Raw genomic sequence first — 19,995 nt, 5'->3', positions numbered from 1 at the left:
GTTAAACTCTTCTTCTAGCCAAGTAGGAACAGTGTAACCGCTCTCTGCTATTACCATGATGACGACATCTCGTTCGTCCAATTGACAGTTGTTGATCAACACTTCATTGAGAAACTCTTTAACCACTGAATCTTCTTTTGGTGCGAAATAAATCACACTGCGGTGTGGTAATGAATTGGTGTGAGAACTCGCTGGATAGGCGAGTGCTGAGCTGATGGTTAAGCTCATTATCAGTATCATGCTGATGGTGAGAAACTTAAGTAAATCAGAGCAAACGTTTGAGTTATTGCTTGTTTGTGCCGATCTGGCTGTGTTGAGGCTTACACACGGTTTATGTGTTTGTCGGTGTCGCATGGCCAACCTCCCTTTAATAACACTGAGCCTGAGTACGATTTGATTGAAACGTGAATGCAGTGATGCGAAGAATAATTCCAGGTAACTGGGGAACAAATCGACCTACATTAAGCATAGTTAGGTTTATATTGAAGATGCTTAGATTTACGTTGACGATCGCTAAAGGGTTCATTTTTTTAAATAAAGCGACTCGCATTTCCTCATTGAATAGAATAGGGTATACGGAAAATCTAAAGGTATGAATTTATGGAAAACATAGCAATTCTGGTCGACGTTCAAAACGTTTACTACACCACTCGCGACAAATATCGTTCTAACTTCGACTATAACCAGTTTTGGTATGTTGCTACGGAAGGGCGTAACGTTGTTACAGCGAATGCTTACGCAATCTCTAGCCAAGATCCTAAACAGCGTCAATTTCACCATATTCTCCGTGGTGTTGGTTTTAATGTGAAGCTAAAACCATTTATTCAGCGCCGAGATGGCAGTGCAAAAGGAGATTGGGATGTTGGTATTGCGTTAGATGCTATAGAGCTAGCAGAAACGGTTGATACGATAGTTTTGGTCTCTGGCGACGGTGATTTCGAAATCCTTGTAGAGCGAATCAAAGAACGTTTTGGCAAACCGGTTGAAGTCTATGGCGTTCCTGGGCTAACCGCGCAAAACCTTATTGATTCTGCGTCTAAATTTGTATCGATTGAAAAAGATTTCTTATTATAGAGTAAATCTCACATTTATAATTGAAATCAATAATAACGATAATTAGAATGCAAACTATTATTATTTATTGGTTTGTGTGATGTCGCGCGTTTTAGTTGTTGATGATGATATTCAGTTGTGTGAGCTATTGGGTGAAGTGTTAGAGAATGAGGGGTATCACGTTGATACTGTTCATTGCGGTGAGTCCGCGCTTGAGTTTATTCAATCGCATCCTGTCGATTTGGTTCTACTCGATGTAATGCTTCCAAACCTCAGCGGTATTCAAGTGGCAAGACGCATTTGTCAGCGTTTTGCTACTCCCATTCTTATGTTAACTGCGCTTAATGATGACGCCTCTATGCTCGATGGTTATCAAGCGGGTGCCGACCAGTACATCGCTAAACCTTTCAATGTTCCTGAACTCTTAACCCGTATTAAGGTGATCTTGCGCCGAGTTGGGTTTGAACGTCAGAGACAATCTTTGGCTTCGTCCGATCGTGGCTTGTGCGAACAGTTCTCTCGTTTGCCATTAACCGGCACAGAAAAAGACCTACTTGACTACCTCATTAAACACGACGGGATCGTCGTATCAAAATCAGATTTGCAAATCCATGTTCTAAAGAAAGAGTTGTGTCCTTTCGACCGTAACTTAGATATGCATATCAGTAATATACGTCGAAAGTTGGTGCAGGCTGGCTTGTCTAAACAACACATCAAAACCGTTCGTGGTAAAGGGTACAGTTATCTAGAGTCAGTTGGAGCATGATCGCTAAGTTACTGCGCTGCCCAGACTATATAGCTAAGCGTAAGGATGGCTTAACGTTCCAACTGTTCAGTTACCTGACAGTTATTTTGGTGAGTATTTTGATTCTGCAAGGTGTGGCTGAAAGAGCGCTGATGAAAGCGCTCTTGAAAGTACCTGAATCCGTTAAAGCTGAAATGCTTGACCTTGCCTATCAAGCCAATGTGTTGATTGAAGAAGGTGACATGGATGAGTTAGCCGATTGGGGGAATGCTCAAGAGTATTACTTGTTTGTGATTGATAAAGATAACCAACCGATCACGCACCGACACATGCATCCGCATTTTGAATTCAAGCTTCAATATCTACGAACTTTGGATCACCAACTGAGTGACCGTGTGAGCAAGCCTATATTCGGTCTACCGCTTAATAACGGAAATACCTTGGTTATCCAATTGCCGCACCAGTTCCACCCCGCCAAATCTTTTGCACCTTATTCTTATCTAATTAAAGCTTTGATTGCTTTGATCGTGTTGACACTGTTCTCGATTATTATGGCGAAGAGTCTACAGCAACCTCTCGATCGCCTAAGGGAAGCCAGTCGAAGGTTAGCGCAAGGGGACTTTTCGGTGAGTGTGGTGTCTGAGCTCGATTCAACCACGCGTGAATTTAATGAATTAGCCCATGATTTTGATCATATGACGTTCGAGATAAAGTCATTGGCTGAAAAGCAGCGTCGTTTGATCCGTGATGTGTCACATGAGCTTAGAACGCCATTGGCAAGGCAAAATCTCGCATTACATTTATTGCGAAGCAAGGTTGACGACAAGAGCGTCGGTTTACTTGATCGACTCGAAAGTGAAACGGAAGAGATGAACAAGCTAGTGGGGGAAATCCTTGAATTTAGCTGTTTAGAAACGTCTCGTTATGACCCTAAGTTAAGCTTGATGCATCTTGAGCATTACTGTTCGATGCTTATCGCGCAAATGCAAAACGACCTAAAGCCGAATCAAACCTTAGTCGGCGATTTAGAAACGCCGACATCAATGGTTAATGTTGACGAGAGACTTCTTCTTCGAGTCATTGGTAACTTGGTTGGTAACGCGATTAAATACGCAGGAGAGAATGCTCATATTGTCGTTACTACATATGAACTGTTAGCAGACAGACGTTACAGTGTCATATCTGTAGAAGATGACGGTGATGGCATTCCTGATAACCAGATTTCAGGTATCTTCGACCCGTTTACGCGTATTGAATCAGCCCGAGATAAACAGTCTGGTGGTTATGGCCTAGGGCTTGCAATTGTTAAGGAGGCGGTGGGTGTGATGAATGGCTATGTTACTGCTGAGAATAGAGAAAGTGGGGGACTTCGAGTAAATCTGATGTTTCCCCGCTATTAATTGAATCTGCCACTTAATAAAAACGCCACTGCATCTGCAGTGGCGTTTTAGTTTATACGCTTTTCATTATCAGCTAAGGTGCAGTCATTAATTACGCTTTAGCTTGAAGGTAAGAGCGACAGAGAAGCTAAATTATGCCTGTTGACGTGTTAGCTTAACTTCTTCTTCTTTCTCACCAGCAGCCGGGTCATTGAAGCGAGTTTCGTCAAAAGCACCCTCAGACTTAGCTACGATGATAGTTACGGCACTATCTCCAGTGATATTTACTGCGGTGCGAATCATATCAAGAAGACGGTCAACACCCATGATAAGCGCGATACCTTCCAGTGGTAGGCCTACTTGGTTCAATACCATCGCCAGCATAACAAGACCAACACCAGGAACACCCGCTGTACCAACAGACGCTAATGTCGCCGTTAGGATAACCATTAGGTAGTCACCCATCGTCAAGTCAATGTTGTATGCTTGCGCGATAAATGCAGTAGCCACACCCTGCATGATAGCTGTACCGTCCATGTTTACAGTCGCACCTAGTGGTACTGTGAACGAAGCCACTTTATTATCTACGCCCATGCGGTTCTTCGCTGTTTCCATTGTAACTGGAATCGTTGCGTTCGAAGAGGCCGTTGAAAACGCAAACATGATCGCATCTTCCATCTTACGTAAGAATGTGATTGGGCTTAAACCTGTGAATCCTTTAAGCATTGCACTGTAGGTAACCAAACCGTGCAGCAGTAGGGTACCAGCCAGAACTAGGAAGTATTCCGCTAGATTCCAAATTGCGCTTAAGCCAAGGCTAGAGAACAGTTTCGCCATTAAGAAGAAAACACCGTAAGGCGCTAGGTTCATGAGTAGTGCTACAAGCTTCATGATAACTTCGTTCAAGTCAGAAAAAACCGCAGCAATACGTTCACCAGGTTTACCCGCCGCACTGATAGCAATACCAAACAACACAGCAAATACGATAACTTGCAACGTTTTCCCTTCAGCCATTGCCTGGATAGGGTTGGTAGGGAACATGTCGATAATCACTTGGCCCAAAGAAGGGGCATCCGTTGATTTGAAAGAACTTGCTGCAGTAAGATCTGCACCAGCTCCAGGTTGGAACAGGTTACCGATAGTGAGTGCAAGGGTAATAGCAACGGCTGTTGTACCGATATAAAGTGCAAGTGTTTTACCGCCCATACGGCCAAGTGTGGATAGATCTTTAAGGGAACTCGTACCGCACACTAGTGAAACGAAGACTAGCGGCACAACAAGCATTTTTAAACTGGCGACGAATATCTGTCCGCCAACTTCAAAGAGTCCGTTAACGATGTAATTGTTGACAAATCCACTTTCTGCAAAAAGGGATTGAATGGCAAATCCCGTCAATATACCTGCGACCATACCGAGAATAACTCGTCCAGTCAGAGACATAGGTTTCTTGGTATTCATTTAGAACACTCCTTATTATTGATAACTTTGACACCTTTTCAAAGTGAGCAGGAGATTATCAGCCTGTTAAAGAAATCGAAAAACAAAAAATCGCCTTGGGATTCTAGATGTGATCAAAATCACTGATAAATCTATAATTTAAACAAATTAAATCAAAGTTATTCACTGTTTAATTACATTTATCGAGAGTTTTATACACAAATTAAGGTGCTTGAAAGGTAATAAATAAGACAACCGAATTATTGATTAAATAATGTTCGTTAAATCAACGTAATTAATAATGCGGATAGCGATAGCTTCTACCCATAAACCTATCTTCTAACGGTGGGCATGTAACCTGTTGTATCAAATGAACTTTGTTAATATGCAAGTAATCAATATACATCCGTTCCTTTACAAAACCTTACAAATGCAAAGAATGTAAATTTAATGCAAATAGTAATGATTATCACTTATATTCACTTGCGAAATAATTCAGTGGTGCCGGTAACGGCCTAGTGAGCACAGCGAATAAATAAAAAAGTGCTCGGACAAAAAGAATAAAGCGGAGTAAAGGACATGTTTTCAAAGAGCCCATTGGCTTTAGTGATCGGCGCGGTATTGGCTTCACCAGCAGTATTGGCAGAAACAGCACAAACAGACGAGCATATGGTCGTCGAAGGTCGTGATTATGGTTACAAGGCCGATACAAACACCACTGCAATGCGCATGGAAGCAACTCAGTTAGAGACTCCGGGACAAGTTTCAGTAATCGATGAGCAAATCATTGATGAACAGCGTGCAACAACGCTTGGTGATGTTCTGAAGAATGATGCGAGTGTAAGTGCGGGTGGCACAAGCCGTAACCGTGAGCGTTTTTCTCTACGTGGCTTCTCTGTAGGGAGCTCTTCAGGCTTCCTTAAGAATGGCCAACAACACTGGTCTCACTACCGCCAACCTATCGAATTGCTAGAGCGTGTTGAAGTATTGAAAGGCCCTTCAGGTCTTCTTTATGGTATTTCTGCGCCAGGTGGTCTGATCAATATGGTCAGCAAAAAGCCAACTTACGATACGCAAGTGAGTGTTAGTCAAGATATTGGTTCTAATGATCATTCTCGCACAACGGTCGATGTAAGCGGTGCGCTGAACGATGCTGAAACTCTACGTGGTCGTGCAATCTTATCTAAAGAAAGTTACAACTCTTGGAGAACGTACGGTGACGGCTCTGAACCTCAAACAGAACGTTTTGTTGGTGGGGTAGTTGTTGATTACGATGTAACTGAAGACGTAACGGTTTCTGTTCATTACGACAAAACTAACGACGATGGCAGTGTTGATTCGGGCTCTTTATACACCCTAGATGGCAATCGAGTGGGTAGCGACAAGCATATTTGGGATGCGCAGTGGTCACAGATTGAAAACGATGTTGAGAACGTTGGTTTTGATATTGCCGCTAACCTAACGGATACATGGTCAGTAAAAACAGGTTTTAACTACCAAGATTTCGAACGTATTGATATGGAAAGCTACCCAAGCTTTAAAAATATGAACCCTGATGGTACGGGTACCGTGACTCAAGGCGGTAACTATCGTCATGATAAGTGGCGTTTCAGAACGGCTTATGTGGATCTTACAACAACTGCTGAGCTCGCGGACACAGAGCACAAACTATTATTCGGTGCTAACTGGTTGGGCTACAGCTACTATCGCGGTATGGACCGTTTCAATAGTGGCGAATATGCACCAGATGCTACAGTACCAGCTCCGTCAGTGGGTCCAACATCGTTAGGCAAGATGAGTACTTACGATACTTGGGGTTTCTATATCCAAGATTTGATTACTATCAACGATGAATGGCAAGTTCTTGCGGGCGCTCGTTTCGACCGTAAAGTAAGTTCTGGTGTGGCAGAAGAGAACGTAGCACCTAAGCTAGGCGTGATTTACCATCCAGCTTCAAACGGTAGCATTTACGCTTCTTACTCTGAAAGCTTCGAACCTCAAGGTGTTGTTTCTAGTGGCAGACGCACGTACACCAATGATGGCCAACTTCTTGATGCCGCAACCGGTGTATCGTACGAAGTAGGTACTAAGTGGGAGTTGATGGACGAGCGCCTATTTGTATCGGGTGCAGTCTTTGACATTACTCAAGAAAATATCTCAATGGACGTAGAAGATACTGCGTCTGGTGATTGGACTAAGACACAAGGCGGCGAGCAAGTTCACCGTGGCGCTGAGTTAGGTGCGCAAGGTTTCATTTCGGAAAGATTCTCAATGTCTGGTTCTGCAATGTACTTAGACGCTGAAATTGTTAACCATGAAACATATGGAGGTAATCGCCCTGCAGATGTACCTGAGTTTGCAGCAAGTGTTTGGTCTACTTATGCTGCAACCAACGAAGTTGATGTGAATTTAGGCCTTATCTACGAAGGTTCACGCTACGGTGATAGTGCGAATACATTTAAGAAAGATGGCTATGCTCGTGTCGATATGGGAGCTGCATATACGATGAAATACGATGATTCTTTAGACTTTGTGGCTCGTCTAACGGTTGAAAACGTATTTGATAAAGAATACCTAGCAGGTGGTGGTTCTACTTCGTCAAGCCATCAATTTGCAGAAGACGTAGTAATCGGCGAAGGCCGTAACTACATGGCTACACTACAGATAAAATACTAATTTGTTGGTAGGGTGTCATTGGTAGTATAAATGTTTAGGGGGAAGTTTAGGCTTTCCCCTTTTGTTATTTTGCTACTTCATAAAATATACCTAGTAATGTGAGTGACTTTTAATGATAATGAGACTGCTTATCAATAAAACTCATTTGACCTTCTTCTATAGTAAATGACTACAATTATGAATCTTTTAAAAATTAGCCTAGCACTTACCATTAGTTTGGTTACTGTGCCTTCTATGGCAAACAGCTTGGATCAAGCTCAATCTATTCAAAACAAGACCAATAACGCGTCGGCATCGAGCCAGAAAGTTATTGATAAAAGCTCACAAGCCACTTTGATGCTTCAAGCTGAGATTGAACGTCTGCAAGAAGAAGTGAAAAATCTAGAAGTCTATCACGATCATCTTGCCGCATTGGTCGAGAGTCAAAACAACGAAGCTCAAAGTATTAAAGGGCAGATCGACGAAATCAAATATACACGCCAGGGTGTTGTACCTTTGATGTATCAAATGATTGATGGCCTTCAACAGTTAGTAGAGCAAGATGTGCCAATCAAGAAAGAGCAACGTCTAGAAAGAGTTGAAAAGCTACAAGCAATGATGACTCGTGCTGATGTCAGTGACGCAGAGAAATATCGCCGTATTTTAGAAGCGTATCAAATCGAGATGGACTACGGCATTAAGTTGGGGGTTTATCAAGGTCGAGTAGCATTAACTAGCGAGAAAACAATTGAGGCCGATGTTTTGTATCTGGGACGAATTTCTCTAGTGGCTCGTAACTTGAATGGCAGCCAGTATTGGTCTTGGAATCAGGTAAAAGATCAATGGCAAGAGCTTGATTCATCAATCAAACCTGAGCTAGATAAGGCTTATGATGTTGCTAGCCAGCAAGCGGCACCAAGCTTAATTACTTTACCTGTTTCTTTAACTGTTGCGGAGGTTAAGTAATGAACTTACAGCCATTAGCAGTATTACTTTGTATTACATCTATTTCATTTTCTGCTTTTTCTGCATCAGATACGACGGCTCAACTGGTTAATAAAGCTAAATCAGAGAGTCGTATTCAAGCATCTCATAACGTTGTTCGTGAATCTGAATTCAAAAGAACAGAGCAAGAGCTGAAAGCGATCAAAGCACAACTGGCAACGAAGCGAGCTTCAATCCAAGCCGCTACAGATGCGTTGACCAGAACCTTCAGTGAAAATGAAAACAAACTTGCGCGTTTAGAAGAGAAGCTTCGTTTAGAAACGGGCAGTTTAGGCGAGTTGTTTGGTGTTGTTCGTCAAAATGCAAAAGAGTTAGGTGCCGAATTAAATTCCACGATCAATAGCGTGGACCGAGGCGCACACACCGAGACTGTCAATCAGATCATTGACGCTAAATCACTGCCATCAATGCCACAACTATCGGGTCTTTGGGCGAGCATGAATGAGCAAATTCAAGCGAGCGCAGAGCTTAGCAAATCTCAAATTGCGTTCATCAATGGTGAAGGAAACACACAAACCGTTGATGCTTTCCGCCTAGGTTCAATTGGGCTAGTTACAGAGCAAGGCTACGTGAGCTGGAACACCCAACGTGAGGATGCGATTGCGTATCTAAAACAGCCATCGAATGGCCCGACTTTGGCGTCACTTTCTTCGTTAGCGAATGGTGAAGTATCTAACGTGGTTGTCGACCCTTCTCGCGGATTCATGTTAGAGCAATTAGCACTTACGCCAAGCCTAACCGATCGTCTACAAGCTGGTGGCGTAGTCGGTAAAGTGATTCTTGGTTTACTTGCAATTGGTTTGATTATCGCGCTTGTTCGTGGTGTTTCTTTGATGATTGCTCGTCAAAAAATTCGTTCTCAATTGAAAAATTCAGAGCAAGCGGGTGACAATCCACTTGGCCGTATCCTTGCCGTTTATGACAAAGAGCAAAACCAAACGGTTGAAGCCCTTGAGCTAAGACTGCTAGAAGCGGTGGTTGATGAGCAAACTCATTTAGAGAAAGGTTTATCAATGCTGAAACTGCTTGCTGCTCTTGCCCCTATGCTTGGCCTACTTGGTACGGTTACCGGCATGATCGAGACATTCCAAGTGATCACCCAGTTTGGTAATGGCGACCCTAAAGTGATGGCGGGTGGTATTTCTATGGCTCTAGTGACCACCGTGCTTGGCCTTGTTGCAGCCATGCCACTTCTTCTTGCACACAACATTCTTAGCACTCAGGCAGAAAATATTCGCAATATTCTAGAGAAACAAGGTATTGGCCTTGTGGCTGAGCAAGCAGAAAAGACGATTGATTCAAACGCTGTTGTTTCATCAGTTGGGACTGCTGCGTAATGGATATTTTGTCGGGTTCTCTATTACCAGCGAGTTGGTTAACGAGTGACTGGCTGCTGTCTTTATCAAGCTTTATGGAGCAGGGCGGTTTCGTTCTGTGGTGGCTAGCGGCTGTTGTCCTTGTTTATTGGGTGCTTGTGGTAGAACGCGTACTTTATCTTGCGTTCTACTTTCCAAAGCAACGTAAAGTGTGGGTTGAGAAGTGGCGTGAAAGAGAAGATCACTCTTCTTGGCATGCTAAAGCCATTCGTGAAGGCTGGTTGGGGCAGGCAAGTATCTTGCTACATCAAAACTTGAACTTTATTAAACTGTTAGTCGCTATTTGTCCGATGTTGGGTTTGCTAGGTACCGTAACCGGTATGATCTCTGTTTTTGATGTCATGGCGACTCAAGGCAGCAGTGACCCTAAATTAATGGCTTCAGGTATCTCGTTGGCGACGCTGCCGACCATGGCAGGTATGGTCGCGGCATTAGCGGGGATGTTTGTTCATGCTCGCCTAGCAAAAGTGTGTAGCCGCTTGGAATTAAAATTAGAAAAATCTTTAAGGAGTCAACGATGAGACTCGGTCGACGTCATTCTAAAAATGAAGAGGCTCAAATAGACCTAACTTCGATGCTTGATATTGTATTTATCATGCTCATTTTCTTTATTGTGACCAGTTCATTCGTGCGTGAATCCGGAGTCGAAGTCAATCGTCCGCAAGCTTCTAACGTGGTTAGCCAAAAAGATGCCGGTATCTTCGTTGCTATCACATCGGCTAACGATATCTTCATTGATAAACGTGTTGTGGATGTAGAGCGTGTTCAAGCAACACTAGAACACTTGTTGCTAGAACAACCTGATGCTTCTTTGGTTATTCAAGCGGATGAACACGCTTACAACGGTACGGTTGTTAAAGTAATGGATGCCGCTAAAGGTGCGGGTGTGAAAAACATAGCGCTTGCTGCTGATAAGCGATGATCTTGGAGGATCTTCATAAATGATTCGCCTATTTCTTGCTTTACCGCTAGCGGGTGCATTGGGCTTGGCTCTGTTTTCTTTTATGGCTTGGATGGTCGATAATGGCCATCAACGTTCACCAGACAACAGTGAGACGTTAAGTTTCAACATGGTAATGGTGGAACAAGAACAAGAAGTTCAAAGAAGACAGCGCGCAGTCCCTGAAAAACCTGAAATGCCTGAACCGCCACCGGAAGCGCAAACGTCTCAGTCACAAGCTGAAGTTACGCCTCTGAATTCGATGTCTTCACTGCCTTCTTTGGATTTGAATACATCTATTGACGGCCTAGCGATTAATGCACCGACATTTTCTGATTTTGGGTCAAACCAACAGGCAATGCCTTTGTATCGAGTAGAGCCTCGTTACCCAGCAAAAGCGCTTAAGCGCGGTGCTGAAGGTCATGTGATTATGTCTTTTACTATCGATGAAACGGGACGCCCAGTAGACATTGAAGTCACTGATGCAAACCCACGTCGTATGTTTGAACGTGAAGCGATGAGAGCACTTAAAAAATGGAAATATCAACCGAAAGTCGTCGATGGAAAAGCGATAGCTCAGGTTGGTCAAACCGTGAAACTCGAGTTTAAGTTGGCAAAATGATGAAAAAGATATGGATATTAGTGGGCTTGTTGTTCATGCCCCTTACAACGCAAGCAAAAGACCTAACCCAATATACTGCAATTCGTGTTCAAAAGGCGCATAAGCTGGCTCAAGATGAACAGGTTAAACAAGCGATTGACGTACTTGCAGGCTTGGAGCTTTCTAAAGGCTACGATAAGGCGTACGTTGCTCGAATGTTGGGTGTGTTTTATTGGCAAGAGGGTAAAACGGATGCGGCAATTAAGCAGCTTACTTATGCGGTCGACAGTAATTTACTGATTGATGAACAAGCTTGGGTAACGAAGCGCATGCTTGCTGACTTGTTGTTAAATGATCAGCAGTTCAAAAAAGCGCTTCCGCACTATTACCTGCTAGTAAAAACGGCCCCAGAAACGGAAAAGAAAGACACGCTTTGGATGCGAATTGCACAAGCGGAATACCAAATTGAAAACTGGTCGAAAGTCCTAGTTGCCATCGGTAACCACGACAAGTTTAATTCGAAACCAGAGTTATCATCTCTATCGCTAAAACTCGGCGCACAGCTCCAGTTAAAGCAGTGGAAGCAGTCTATTCCTACACTGGAAAGCCTTATTGAACTCCAACCAGAGAAAGATAACTGGTGGCGTCAACTTGTGGGTATTCAGTTAAGACTAGAACGTAACCGTGATGCATTGAACACGTTAGCACTGGCTGATTTACAAGGCGTCGAGCTGAAAAACTCAGATCGCCGCTTGTTAGCACAGCTTTACGCGAAACGCGGCATTCCAGAGCGTGCTGCTCAAGAGATCGCTAAGTTAGATGATGCGAACAGTGATGTTCAGCTTCTGGCTGAGCAAGCAACCTACTGGCAGTTAGCTAAAGAGTGGGACAGTGCTATTGAAGTGTGGACGCTAGCGGCTAAAAAAGACATCCAATATCATTGGAATGTCGCTCAGCTGCTGGTTCAGCAAGGTTACTATGATCGAGCGCTGGTTGTTCTCGACAAAGTGAAAGATAAAAACAAACAAGCCGACGTTGCTTTAGCGAAAGTACGATCATGGTATAAGCTAAAGAACCTAGATAACGCTCTTGCTCAAGCGAAGCGCGCGAACAACATCGATCCCTCGTCTGAAGCAAAAGGTTGGATTAAATATCTGACTCAGCTTAGAACAGTTAGCGATAACGGAAATGTCTAACTGCTGATAGTGAAAAAAGAAGATAAAAACAAATAAGTAAAAGGGTGTCATCTGATGGTTCAAATGACACCCTTTTTAATTCTGGCGGCTGAAGTACATTCCGTTTTACTGTTTGGATAATTTGCTCAAGGGCTGCACATCGTGCCACTAAACGTTGCACTTTGAATCACGCCTCCGGTGACAGCTATCCAGTTAATGGTACAGTCTCGATAAGGATTCTTAAATATATATAAAGTATAACCATTATCTAATGGCTTCTTCGTCTCAATCCAAGCATAGTTTCGAGATGCCCAAAAACTGATAGGGCGTGAGCGTTCAGTTAGATACTGTTCTTGTACATCAGTTATGTCTGAACCGATATATTCTTGGATGCGCTCTTCCGTGTTGGTTATTTGGCTAGTACACGCAGTTGCTAGCGTGGCAAAAGCCAAAACAATAATACGCATTTCAAAATCCCTTTCAGCTTAATTAGCTATCTTCAAATCGGTTATGGGTTCTATTTTTTAGTAAACCATATCAACCGATGAGTCCATCATTTGTTCTTGATCGTCAAAGTGTTCCAACGATCAAATAGTCCTAACTTCGTTTTTTAACGCCACAGCGCTTATTTTAAACCCACCTCAATCGAGCATGTTGAGGCTAAGGTTTTTTGAGGTTTGACGTTGTTCTCAGTCACCTCCAATACAAGTTATCAATTACCTTCAGTACAAGCTAGCAAGAATATGCATACAGCTCGATGACTTCCGATGTAATGTTATGTAAATCTCCTTACATCGCTCGGCAAACGTAAACAATGTAAATTGAATGCCAATACGAATTATTATCAACTAAATTGACGCCATAAAAATTATAGGTATTGGTTCGTATGTTGCTAAAAAGTAGGGAAGTTCAATCATGGGCTCGTCGACTTCATGTTTATATTTCAATGGCGCTTCTGTTCGTTGTTCTTTTCTTCTCAGTAACAGGTATAACCCTCAATCGACCTGAGTTATTTGAATTAAGTCATCCCAATATCCAGCGCTCTACGTTAACGCTTCCTATGAGTTTGTTCACCATCCAAAACGGTCGATTAAAAGCTGATGAGCCTGCTTTCGAGATGTTTCTGTTTGAAGAAGCCAATCTGTCTGGTGTTCCTTCCGGCTTAGATATCTACGCGGAGATTGAAGACGGTGAGTTGCTGATAGGGGAAGTATCCATGGACTTCAAAGGGCCAGGCTACAACGCTTCTGTATTTGTCGACGTGACGTCTGAAATGGTCGAAGTCGAAACCACCAATTACGGCGTTATCGCGCTTTTGAATGACCTACATAAAGGGCGTAATAGCGGTGAAGTTTGGAAATGGTTTATCGATATTACAGCACTACTGATGATCTTCTTTGTGCTTACTGGCGTGTGTTTACTGTTACCTAAGAAAAAAACACTGAATACCTCTATAAAATGGACAGTGTTTGGGTCTGCAATCTCACTTGTTATCTATTTTGTCGCCGTGCCTTAACACTTATTCGATTGATTAATCGAATTGAGTAATGAATAAAAGGTTAAACGGATTTAAAAGGTTGTTAAACATGAAAAAAATGAACTGGAGCAAGATACTTCTTGTTTTGTCTCTTTTGCCAAGCTTAGGTATAGCACAAACAATTCCTGACACGGCAAAACTGGATGTGACCTTCGAGCTACCGAAGATTGATACCTCAATGTACGCCCGTCCATACGTTGCTGTCTGGGTTGAAAACAGTGAACGAAAGTCAGTGAAAACGATTGAACTTTGGGTCGGTAAAGACGAATGGCTTAAAGATTTGCGTAGCTGGTGGCGAAAGGTTGGACGTTACGATCGTGAATTGGTTGATGCTGTGACATCAGCTACGCGTCCTGCTGGCAAGTACCGTTTCGTTTGGGATGGTAAGAGCGATGACGGACAAGATCTAGAACAAGGCGAATACACGGTTCATATCGAAGTTGTTCGTGAACACGGCGGCCGTAACTACCTTCGTCAAAAAGTATCACTCACAGATTCAAACGCGTCTTATGAATTAAAGGCAACGGAAGAGACGGGGAAAATCACTCTGAACTATATCGCTAAGTAAAAAAGCGTGAACAGAATAAACAGCATTCCTCGCAGGCTTAGGTTAAGCGACACAGCTAAAAATTATAAATAATGGAATTGAACATAATGAAACAGACAAAAATCAAAGTACTTGCACTAGCGGGTGTGATGGCATTCGGCCTAGCGGTAACGACAACAGCGCAAGCTCACCCACGTTGGATCCTGCCGTCTCATTTTACCGTGTCTAAAGAAGGCGGTGACTGGCTAACGTTCGACGTAACAGCATCTCATGGTACGTTCGTTTTCGATAAGCCTGCAGGCAGTGAAAACGCTCATGTCATCATGCCAGACGGCCGCAGCGAGCGTCCTAACTTTGTGATTCGCGGCAAACGTCGTTCAATCTTCGACTTCTATTTTGAAGAAGAAGGCACACATAAAGTAGCGATTAACAACCAGCCGTCTTACTACACGCAATACAAAGCGGGCCGTCGTGACACGGTGAAATGGATCAAAGCAAACAAAGCGGAACGTGACTCTGTTCTTCCTGAAAAGTCGCGTGACGTTGTAACTCAAGTCGGCTTCACTCGTGCAGAAAGCTACATCACAGTAGGTAAGCCAACGGATTCAGTATTCAAAATCGAAGGGAAGCTTCTAGAAATGAAGCCTGTGACACATCCTTCAGACATCGTTGAAGGCGAACCAGTGACGTTCCAATTCTTCTACAACGGTGAAATTCAAAAAGACGTGAAAGCTGAGATCACTCGTGAAGGTACGCTTTATCGTAACCACCAAGAGCAGATTGATGTCGTCAGCGATGAGAACGGTGAAATCACGTTCACTCCAGATGTAGCGGGTCGTTACGTAATGAAAGCGAACTACAAAGGTGAGTTGATTGACAACCCACTCGCAGACAAAGCAAGCGCGAACGTTCACCTAACGTTCGAAGCACTGCTTCAATAACCTGTGATATCAGGGCTAGATCTCTGATTAAGCAACCAAAAACATAAGGGCTCATTTGAGCCCTTTATCGCTCAGTTTACTACTGAGAATTTGCACTGTGGCTAAGGTACGAACCATGACAATAAAAACAAAACTAAAATCTCTCATCACTCCATGCTTGGCTTTAGGACTTGGTTCCGCTGCATTACCTGCGCAAGCACATTTTCCATTGATGAGCTGCTGGTTTGAAGGCAAAACCGTGGCCTGTGAAGCTGGCTACTCAGACGGTAGTAAAGCGATTGATTATGCGGTTGAGATGTACGATTACGAAGACAACTTGATTGCAAAAGAGATGACGGATAAGCGCTCCATCGTTGAGTTTCCAAACCCTGACACTGAGTTCTACCTTGTGTTTGATTCAGGCCACGAGTTTCCTGTTGAAGTAGACGTTGTTGAGATCAGCGAGAAATGATGATCCAAGGTGTACGTGCTGACACGGGCGGCAGAGAAGGCAAATGGGTAGGGCTGATCATTGTGTTCATTCTGAGCTTTGCCACGGTTGCTATCCCATTTCATCAAGCAGAATCCCGCGTGAAAGCGATACTTGATCATCAAATTCTGGTGACCGATGTTGAACAAGAAAACTTGGCAATGTTGTCAGAACTGCGTTTAGCGCATGAAGAGATTCGTGATCTGCGTATGGACTCAGACGGCGAATGGCCAAGTGTTGCATCACTGAAAGATGAATGGGTCGCGCCATTTGTTGAAGATCAGAGTTGGAAGCGCAAAGGTTCTCATGCTTGGCTCTTGGATGAGCGTGGTTACTATTTTTCTACACCAGATCAACATGCAACATCAAGCGATCATACTACACCAACCGATCATGGCTTTGCGAACTCCTTTATTTTGAACGCGAACAGCGTTTCTCCTGAAATCTGGATTTTCTTCGGTGGTGTAGCGAAACAGCCTGATGCTTTTGACCAACACACGCTTGAGTCTGCTGGGTGGAAAATGGTCGTCAATGAATCAGAAGTTGAACAGCATGATGCTTCTTCTCATTAAACAATCCGGCTTACAAAAATGTTCACAAATAATAAGAGATTTACTATGCGAATTATGACTCTATTGATGTCGTTATTGGCGGTGTTCATGACACCCAATGCATTGGCAAAAGAATACAAGATCGATAGCGATAAGCTAACGATTGGCATAACCCTCCAACCTTACTACAGCTACGTAAAAGCCGTGGTGGGTGACAAAGTGAACATACTTCCTTTGGTTGATGCTGGTTTTAATCCGCATAACTACTTACCACAACCCAATGATTTAAAGCGATTGAGCCAGATGGATGCAATCGTAGTAAACGGTATTGGTCATGATGACTTCGCGCTTAAAGTGATTTCAGCCGCGCAACGTGATGACTTAGTCGTGATTGAGGCAAACAAGGAAGTGCCTTTGCTTCCTGCTCTTGGACAGTCTGTTGGTCAAGGTGCCGTTAACCCGCATACCTTTGTTGGGCTTTCGACAACGATTCAAAAGGTTTACACCATCGCCAGTGAAGTCTCTAAACTCGACCCAGACAACGCTACGTTTTATCGCAAGAACGCGCGTAAGTATGCCAAGCAGTTTCGATTGATGAAGCGTGATGCGATGTTGTCATTAGGTGAGCTAGACACATCAGGCATGAAGGTCGCGACTACGCATAATGCTTATGGCTACATCCTTCAAGAGTTTGGTGTTGATGTCGCGGCAGTAATCGAGCCTGCACACGGTGTTGAACCAAGTGCTAGCCAGCTGCAAGAGACGATCGAGAAGATCCGCGCATCAGGCATTGATGTTCTGTTCTATGAACTCAACATGCCAAACCGCTTTGTTGACACCATTGAAGCAGAAACCGGCGTGCAGCTTTACCGTTTCTCTCACATGACGCACGGCGAATATGAAGACGATAAAGTCGAAGTTGAGATGAAGAAGAACCTAGAAACGTTAATCGAAGCAATGAAATTTGCGGCAGCGAACCAAGATAAAAGCGGGAACGCATAATGCTGGGTCCATCGATTTCAATTAATCAACTCGGTCTACAATACGACAACAATGTGATTCTTGATGATATCTCGCTCGAACTTAAAGCGGGTCAGTGTCACGTGATCATGGGGCCAAACGGCGGTGGCAAAACCTCTTTGCTACGCTCTGTTCTTGGTTTGACGCCTTTCTCTGGGCAAATCAATATTCATTGGCCAGAAAAGCCAAGTATTGGTTATGTTCCTCAAAAGGCGACCTTCGAATCGAGCTTACCTCTGACGGTCATGGATTTTGTATTACTCAATCAAACTCGAATCCCACTGTTTTGGCGTCGCAAATCCAAGCAATTGGATCTTGCATTAGCGCAGCTAGACCGTGTTGGTATGGCGACGCGTAGCGACCGCCGTATGGGCCAGTTATCGGGCGGCGAACAACAACGAGTGTTGTTTGCTCAAGCCTTATTGGATAACCCAAGCCTATTGGTGTTGGACGAACCGACTACTGGTATGGACGAACAGGGCGTTCGTTATCTTGAATCTCTCATTCGTGAATGCGTTGATGAAGGTCGCACCATTCTTGCGGTTCACCACGATGTCACCGCAGTGCGTCGCCTGGAAGCAAACGTACATGTTGTGAACCGATTTTTGGTAGATAGCGGTCCACATGAACAAGTATTGCATCAAAGCAAAATTGAAAGCCTATTCCAGCATTACAGCAGTGGTACAGCTGTCGTTAACTCGAAGGAGGTGGCGTAATGGATTGGTTACGACAACTTGCCGTAACTGGTGTTGAAGCGGGTTGGTTATCAGACAGCTTCATGTATGCGTTCATGGTGAATGCACTGGTTGCCGCGTTATTACTTGGTCCGTTACTAGGTGGCCTTGGTACTTTGGTGATCGCGAAGCGTCTGGCTTTCTTCTCTGAAGCCGTCGGTCACGCAGCGTTAACCGGTATCGCTATTGGTGTTTTGCTTGGCGAGCCACCAGAAAACCCAATCATTGGTTTGTTTAGCTTCTGTATGATCTTCGCTCTGCTTCTTCATTTTGTAAGAAACAGAACCAACGTTCCATACGATACCCTAGTCGGTGTTTTCCTTGCACTAGCGTTAGCGGTTGGTGCGGCATTGCTGATGTATGTGGCACGTAAGATCAATATTCACATGCTTGAGAATGTACTGTTTGGTTCAATTCTTACCGTAACGGACCAAGACTTGATGATTCTCGCAGGCAGTTGCGCACTCATCATTTTGCTCTTAATACCAACGTTCAACCGTATTCTGCTGACTTGTATCAGCCCTGATATTGCCAAGGTACGTGGTTACAACACCAGTTTCTATGATTACTTGTTTGTCATGATGATCACCTTAGTGACGATTGCAGCCGTGAAGATAGTGGGTGCGGTTCTGGTCGGCGCGTTATTGCTGATCCCAGGAGCAACAGCTCGACTGCTAACTAAACGCATGGGCAGCTTTGTTTTACTGTCTGCGTTGTTGGCAACTATCGCATGTTTGGTCGGAACAGTATTGCCGATGGAACTTAAACTGCCAGTGCCATCGGGTGCGTCAATCATCATCGTTTCCGCAACATTTTTCCTAGCGGCAACGCTATACCGAATTGTAAGAAAGGCATAATCATGACTTCTTTAATGAATCGTATTTCAAGTTCACTAAAAGCAACGGCTCAAGTGAGTGCAGTCAGCAGCATATTGTTAGGTATCCCAATCGTGTCTTTCAACGTAAATGCAGAGGATATCCTCACCAGTACGCCCGTGACCTACGCGTTAGCGACAGAGCTAACCAAAGGCACTGACATTACGACCGAGTACCTACCACCAAAACGCTACGGTATTGATCGTCTGCCGAATTGGTTTGGTACCAAGGGCGTAAGCAAAGTACTTAAATCAGGTGAAAAGGCGACCGTTGCGTTAACGTTGTCATCCATCTGGCAAGCTGATCCTACCTTTGTATACGCAAGACAAGGTAACATCCGCTTGGTTGAGGTGGATGTCGCTCAAGCGATTACACCGCGCGCGCAAGGTGTGGCAGCGCTGACGTTATCGAATGGCGAAGTGTCTAAATATGCCTGGTTAAACCCGACTAACCTAACGCGTATGGCGGCAATTGTGGCTGATGACTTTAAGTTATTGTGGCCGGCGCAAGCAGATACGATTGATAGCAACTTACAGCGTGTGATGCTTGATGTTCGTGAACTGATTAACAAGCAACAAGCGGTGTTATTGGATAACGACGTAGATTCAGTGTTGTTGCTTTCAGAAAGCTTGGAAGATTTTGCGTCTGGCAGCCAACTGTTTGTTGAAGAGCGCATGTTCAAAGCTGAGCTTGAGTGGACTGAGCAAGACAAAGCCAAGCTTAAAGCGATGTTTTCTGAAGACGATGCGCTTTGGTTAGTCACAGCGAAAAAGCCAAGCAACTTAATTAAATCACTAGTACCGAACGAGCGTATCTTAGTGGTGGATTCCGTTGATCGTTGGGGAAGAACAGGAATTAACGCAAAAGCGCCATTTGCCCGTTGGGAAGTACAGCCTTTCAAAAGTTAATCAGTGAAATTAAAAGCGGTAGGATCAAAAAAGCAGCCGAAATAGAG

General features: G+C 43.9%; 22 protein-coding genes. 19 read left to right on the top strand and 3 right to left on the bottom strand.

Features of this window, described 5'->3' with window-relative positions; all coding sequences use genetic code 11:
- Positions 1 to 354: hypothetical protein (locus tag ACED48_RS17470; RefSeq protein WP_371726458.1), on the bottom strand; the 354-nt coding region annotated here is incomplete at its 3' end.
- Positions 355 to 600: 246 nt separating this feature from the next.
- Between ACED48_RS17470 and ACED48_RS17465 the strand changes: the two genes are divergently transcribed.
- The 3 genes from ACED48_RS17465 to ACED48_RS17455 all read left to right on the top strand — a co-directional run bounded on the left by ACED48_RS17465 (position 601) and on the right by ACED48_RS17455 (position 3,198).
- A complete protein-coding gene (locus ACED48_RS17465; protein WP_017058225.1) occupies positions 601 to 1,074 on the top strand; it encodes an NYN domain-containing protein in 474 nt (157 codons plus the stop codon).
- A gap of 79 nt (positions 1,075 to 1,153) precedes the next feature.
- Positions 1,154 to 1,819: a response regulator transcription factor gene (locus ACED48_RS17460; RefSeq protein WP_017058226.1), complete on the top strand. Its 666-nt coding sequence runs from the start codon at positions 1,154 to 1,156 to the stop codon at positions 1,817 to 1,819.
- Positions 1,816 to 3,198, top strand: a complete 1,383-nt coding sequence (locus tag ACED48_RS17455) for a sensor histidine kinase (RefSeq protein ID WP_017058227.1) — start codon at positions 1,816 to 1,818, stop codon at positions 3,196 to 3,198. Before ACED48_RS17460 ends, ACED48_RS17455 begins: the two co-directional genes overlap by 4 nt.
- Before the next feature lie 132 nt (positions 3,199 to 3,330).
- Here ACED48_RS17455 and ACED48_RS17450 read toward each other — a convergent pair whose 3' ends face one another.
- Positions 3,331 to 4,635, bottom strand: a complete 1,305-nt coding sequence (locus tag ACED48_RS17450) for a dicarboxylate/amino acid:cation symporter (RefSeq protein ID WP_017058228.1) — start codon at positions 4,633 to 4,635, stop codon at positions 3,331 to 3,333.
- A gap of 558 nt (positions 4,636 to 5,193) precedes the next feature.
- Here ACED48_RS17450 and ACED48_RS17445 point away from each other — a divergent pair.
- The 7 genes from ACED48_RS17445 to ACED48_RS17415 all read left to right on the top strand — a co-directional run bounded on the left by ACED48_RS17445 (position 5,194) and on the right by ACED48_RS17415 (position 12,387).
- Positions 5,194 to 7,290 (top strand): TonB-dependent siderophore receptor, encoded by a 2,097-nt coding sequence (locus tag ACED48_RS17445; protein WP_017058229.1) that lies wholly within the window; start codon positions 5,194 to 5,196, stop codon positions 7,288 to 7,290.
- Positions 7,291 to 7,467: 177 nt separating this feature from the next.
- A complete protein-coding gene (locus ACED48_RS17440) occupies positions 7,468 to 8,235 on the top strand; it encodes a DUF3450 domain-containing protein (RefSeq protein ID WP_017058230.1) in 768 nt (255 codons plus the stop codon).
- Positions 8,235 to 9,611 carry a MotA/TolQ/ExbB proton channel family protein gene (locus ACED48_RS17435; RefSeq protein WP_017058231.1) on the top strand — a complete coding sequence of 459 codons (1,377 nt, stop codon included), beginning with the start codon at positions 8,235 to 8,237 and terminating at the stop codon, positions 9,609 to 9,611. The genes ACED48_RS17440 and ACED48_RS17435 overlap by 1 nt, the downstream gene beginning before the upstream one ends.
- Positions 9,611 to 10,171 carry a MotA/TolQ/ExbB proton channel family protein gene (locus ACED48_RS17430; RefSeq protein ID WP_017058232.1) on the top strand — a complete coding sequence of 187 codons (561 nt, stop codon included), beginning with the start codon at positions 9,611 to 9,613 and terminating at the stop codon, positions 10,169 to 10,171. Before ACED48_RS17435 ends, ACED48_RS17430 begins: the two co-directional genes overlap by 1 nt.
- On the top strand, positions 10,168 to 10,572 hold the full coding sequence (locus ACED48_RS17425; RefSeq protein ID WP_004739212.1) for a biopolymer transporter ExbD: 405 nt from the start codon (positions 10,168 to 10,170) through the stop codon (positions 10,570 to 10,572). The genes ACED48_RS17430 and ACED48_RS17425 overlap by 4 nt, the downstream gene beginning before the upstream one ends.
- A gap of 19 nt (positions 10,573 to 10,591) precedes the next feature.
- On the top strand, positions 10,592 to 11,212 hold the full coding sequence (locus tag ACED48_RS17420; protein WP_017058233.1) for an energy transducer TonB: 621 nt from the start codon (positions 10,592 to 10,594) through the stop codon (positions 11,210 to 11,212).
- Complete coding sequence (locus ACED48_RS17415; protein WP_032547987.1) at positions 11,209 to 12,387, top strand: lipopolysaccharide assembly protein LapB; 1,179 nt, start codon at positions 11,209 to 11,211, stop codon at positions 12,385 to 12,387. Before ACED48_RS17420 ends, ACED48_RS17415 begins: the two co-directional genes overlap by 4 nt.
- A 125-nt stretch (positions 12,388 to 12,512) precedes the next feature.
- Here the strand turns inward: ACED48_RS17415 and ACED48_RS17410 are convergent, their stop codons facing one another.
- On the bottom strand, positions 12,513 to 12,833 hold the full coding sequence (locus tag ACED48_RS17410) for a hypothetical protein (RefSeq protein WP_017058235.1): 321 nt from the start codon (positions 12,831 to 12,833) through the stop codon (positions 12,513 to 12,515).
- A 419-nt stretch (positions 12,834 to 13,252) separates the two neighbouring features.
- On the opposite strand from ACED48_RS17410, the gene ACED48_RS17405 reads away from it, so the two are divergent.
- The 9 genes from ACED48_RS17405 to ACED48_RS17365 all read left to right on the top strand — a co-directional run bounded on the left by ACED48_RS17405 (position 13,253) and on the right by ACED48_RS17365 (position 19,948).
- Positions 13,253 to 13,882: a PepSY-associated TM helix domain-containing protein gene (locus tag ACED48_RS17405; RefSeq protein ID WP_017058236.1), complete on the top strand. Its 630-nt coding sequence runs from the start codon at positions 13,253 to 13,255 to the stop codon at positions 13,880 to 13,882.
- A 70-nt stretch (positions 13,883 to 13,952) separates the two neighbouring features.
- Positions 13,953 to 14,471: a DUF2271 domain-containing protein gene (locus ACED48_RS17400; protein ID WP_017058237.1), complete on the top strand. Its 519-nt coding sequence runs from the start codon at positions 13,953 to 13,955 to the stop codon at positions 14,469 to 14,471.
- 83 nt (positions 14,472 to 14,554) lie between these two features.
- Positions 14,555 to 15,391, top strand: a complete 837-nt coding sequence (locus tag ACED48_RS17395) for a DUF4198 domain-containing protein (RefSeq protein ID WP_029627253.1) — start codon at positions 14,555 to 14,557, stop codon at positions 15,389 to 15,391.
- A 115-nt stretch (positions 15,392 to 15,506) separates the two neighbouring features.
- Entirely contained in the window at positions 15,507 to 15,842 is a 336-nt protein-coding gene (locus ACED48_RS17390) for a hypothetical protein (protein ID WP_017058239.1), read from the top strand.
- The gene (locus tag ACED48_RS17385; protein ID WP_029627255.1) at positions 15,839 to 16,432 is read left to right on the top strand and encodes a DUF6162 family protein; all 594 of its coding nucleotides are present in this window, start codon (positions 15,839 to 15,841) and stop codon (positions 16,430 to 16,432) included. The genes ACED48_RS17390 and ACED48_RS17385 overlap by 4 nt, the downstream gene beginning before the upstream one ends.
- Before the next feature lie 45 nt (positions 16,433 to 16,477).
- Positions 16,478 to 17,413, top strand: coding sequence for a metal ABC transporter solute-binding protein, Zn/Mn family (locus ACED48_RS17380; protein ID WP_017058241.1), 936 nt, complete (start codon positions 16,478 to 16,480; stop codon positions 17,411 to 17,413).
- Entirely contained in the window at positions 17,413 to 18,147 is a 735-nt protein-coding gene (locus ACED48_RS17375; RefSeq protein WP_017058242.1) for a metal ABC transporter ATP-binding protein, read from the top strand. The genes ACED48_RS17380 and ACED48_RS17375 overlap by 1 nt, the downstream gene beginning before the upstream one ends.
- Positions 18,147 to 19,022 carry a metal ABC transporter permease gene (locus ACED48_RS17370; protein WP_017058243.1) on the top strand — a complete coding sequence of 292 codons (876 nt, stop codon included), beginning with the start codon at positions 18,147 to 18,149 and terminating at the stop codon, positions 19,020 to 19,022. Before ACED48_RS17375 ends, ACED48_RS17370 begins: the two co-directional genes overlap by 1 nt.
- A gap of 2 nt (positions 19,023 to 19,024) precedes the next feature.
- Complete coding sequence (locus ACED48_RS17365; RefSeq protein WP_017058244.1) at positions 19,025 to 19,948, top strand: ABC transporter substrate-binding protein; 924 nt, start codon at positions 19,025 to 19,027, stop codon at positions 19,946 to 19,948.
- Positions 19,949 to 19,995 lie beyond the last annotated feature (47 nt).

The organism is Vibrio sp. 5S239 (assembly GCF_041439575.1).
Taxonomy (GTDB): Bacteria; Pseudomonadota; Gammaproteobacteria; order Enterobacterales; family Vibrionaceae; genus Vibrio; species Vibrio kanaloae.
This window is presented reverse-complemented; position numbering and strand designations above follow the sequence as displayed.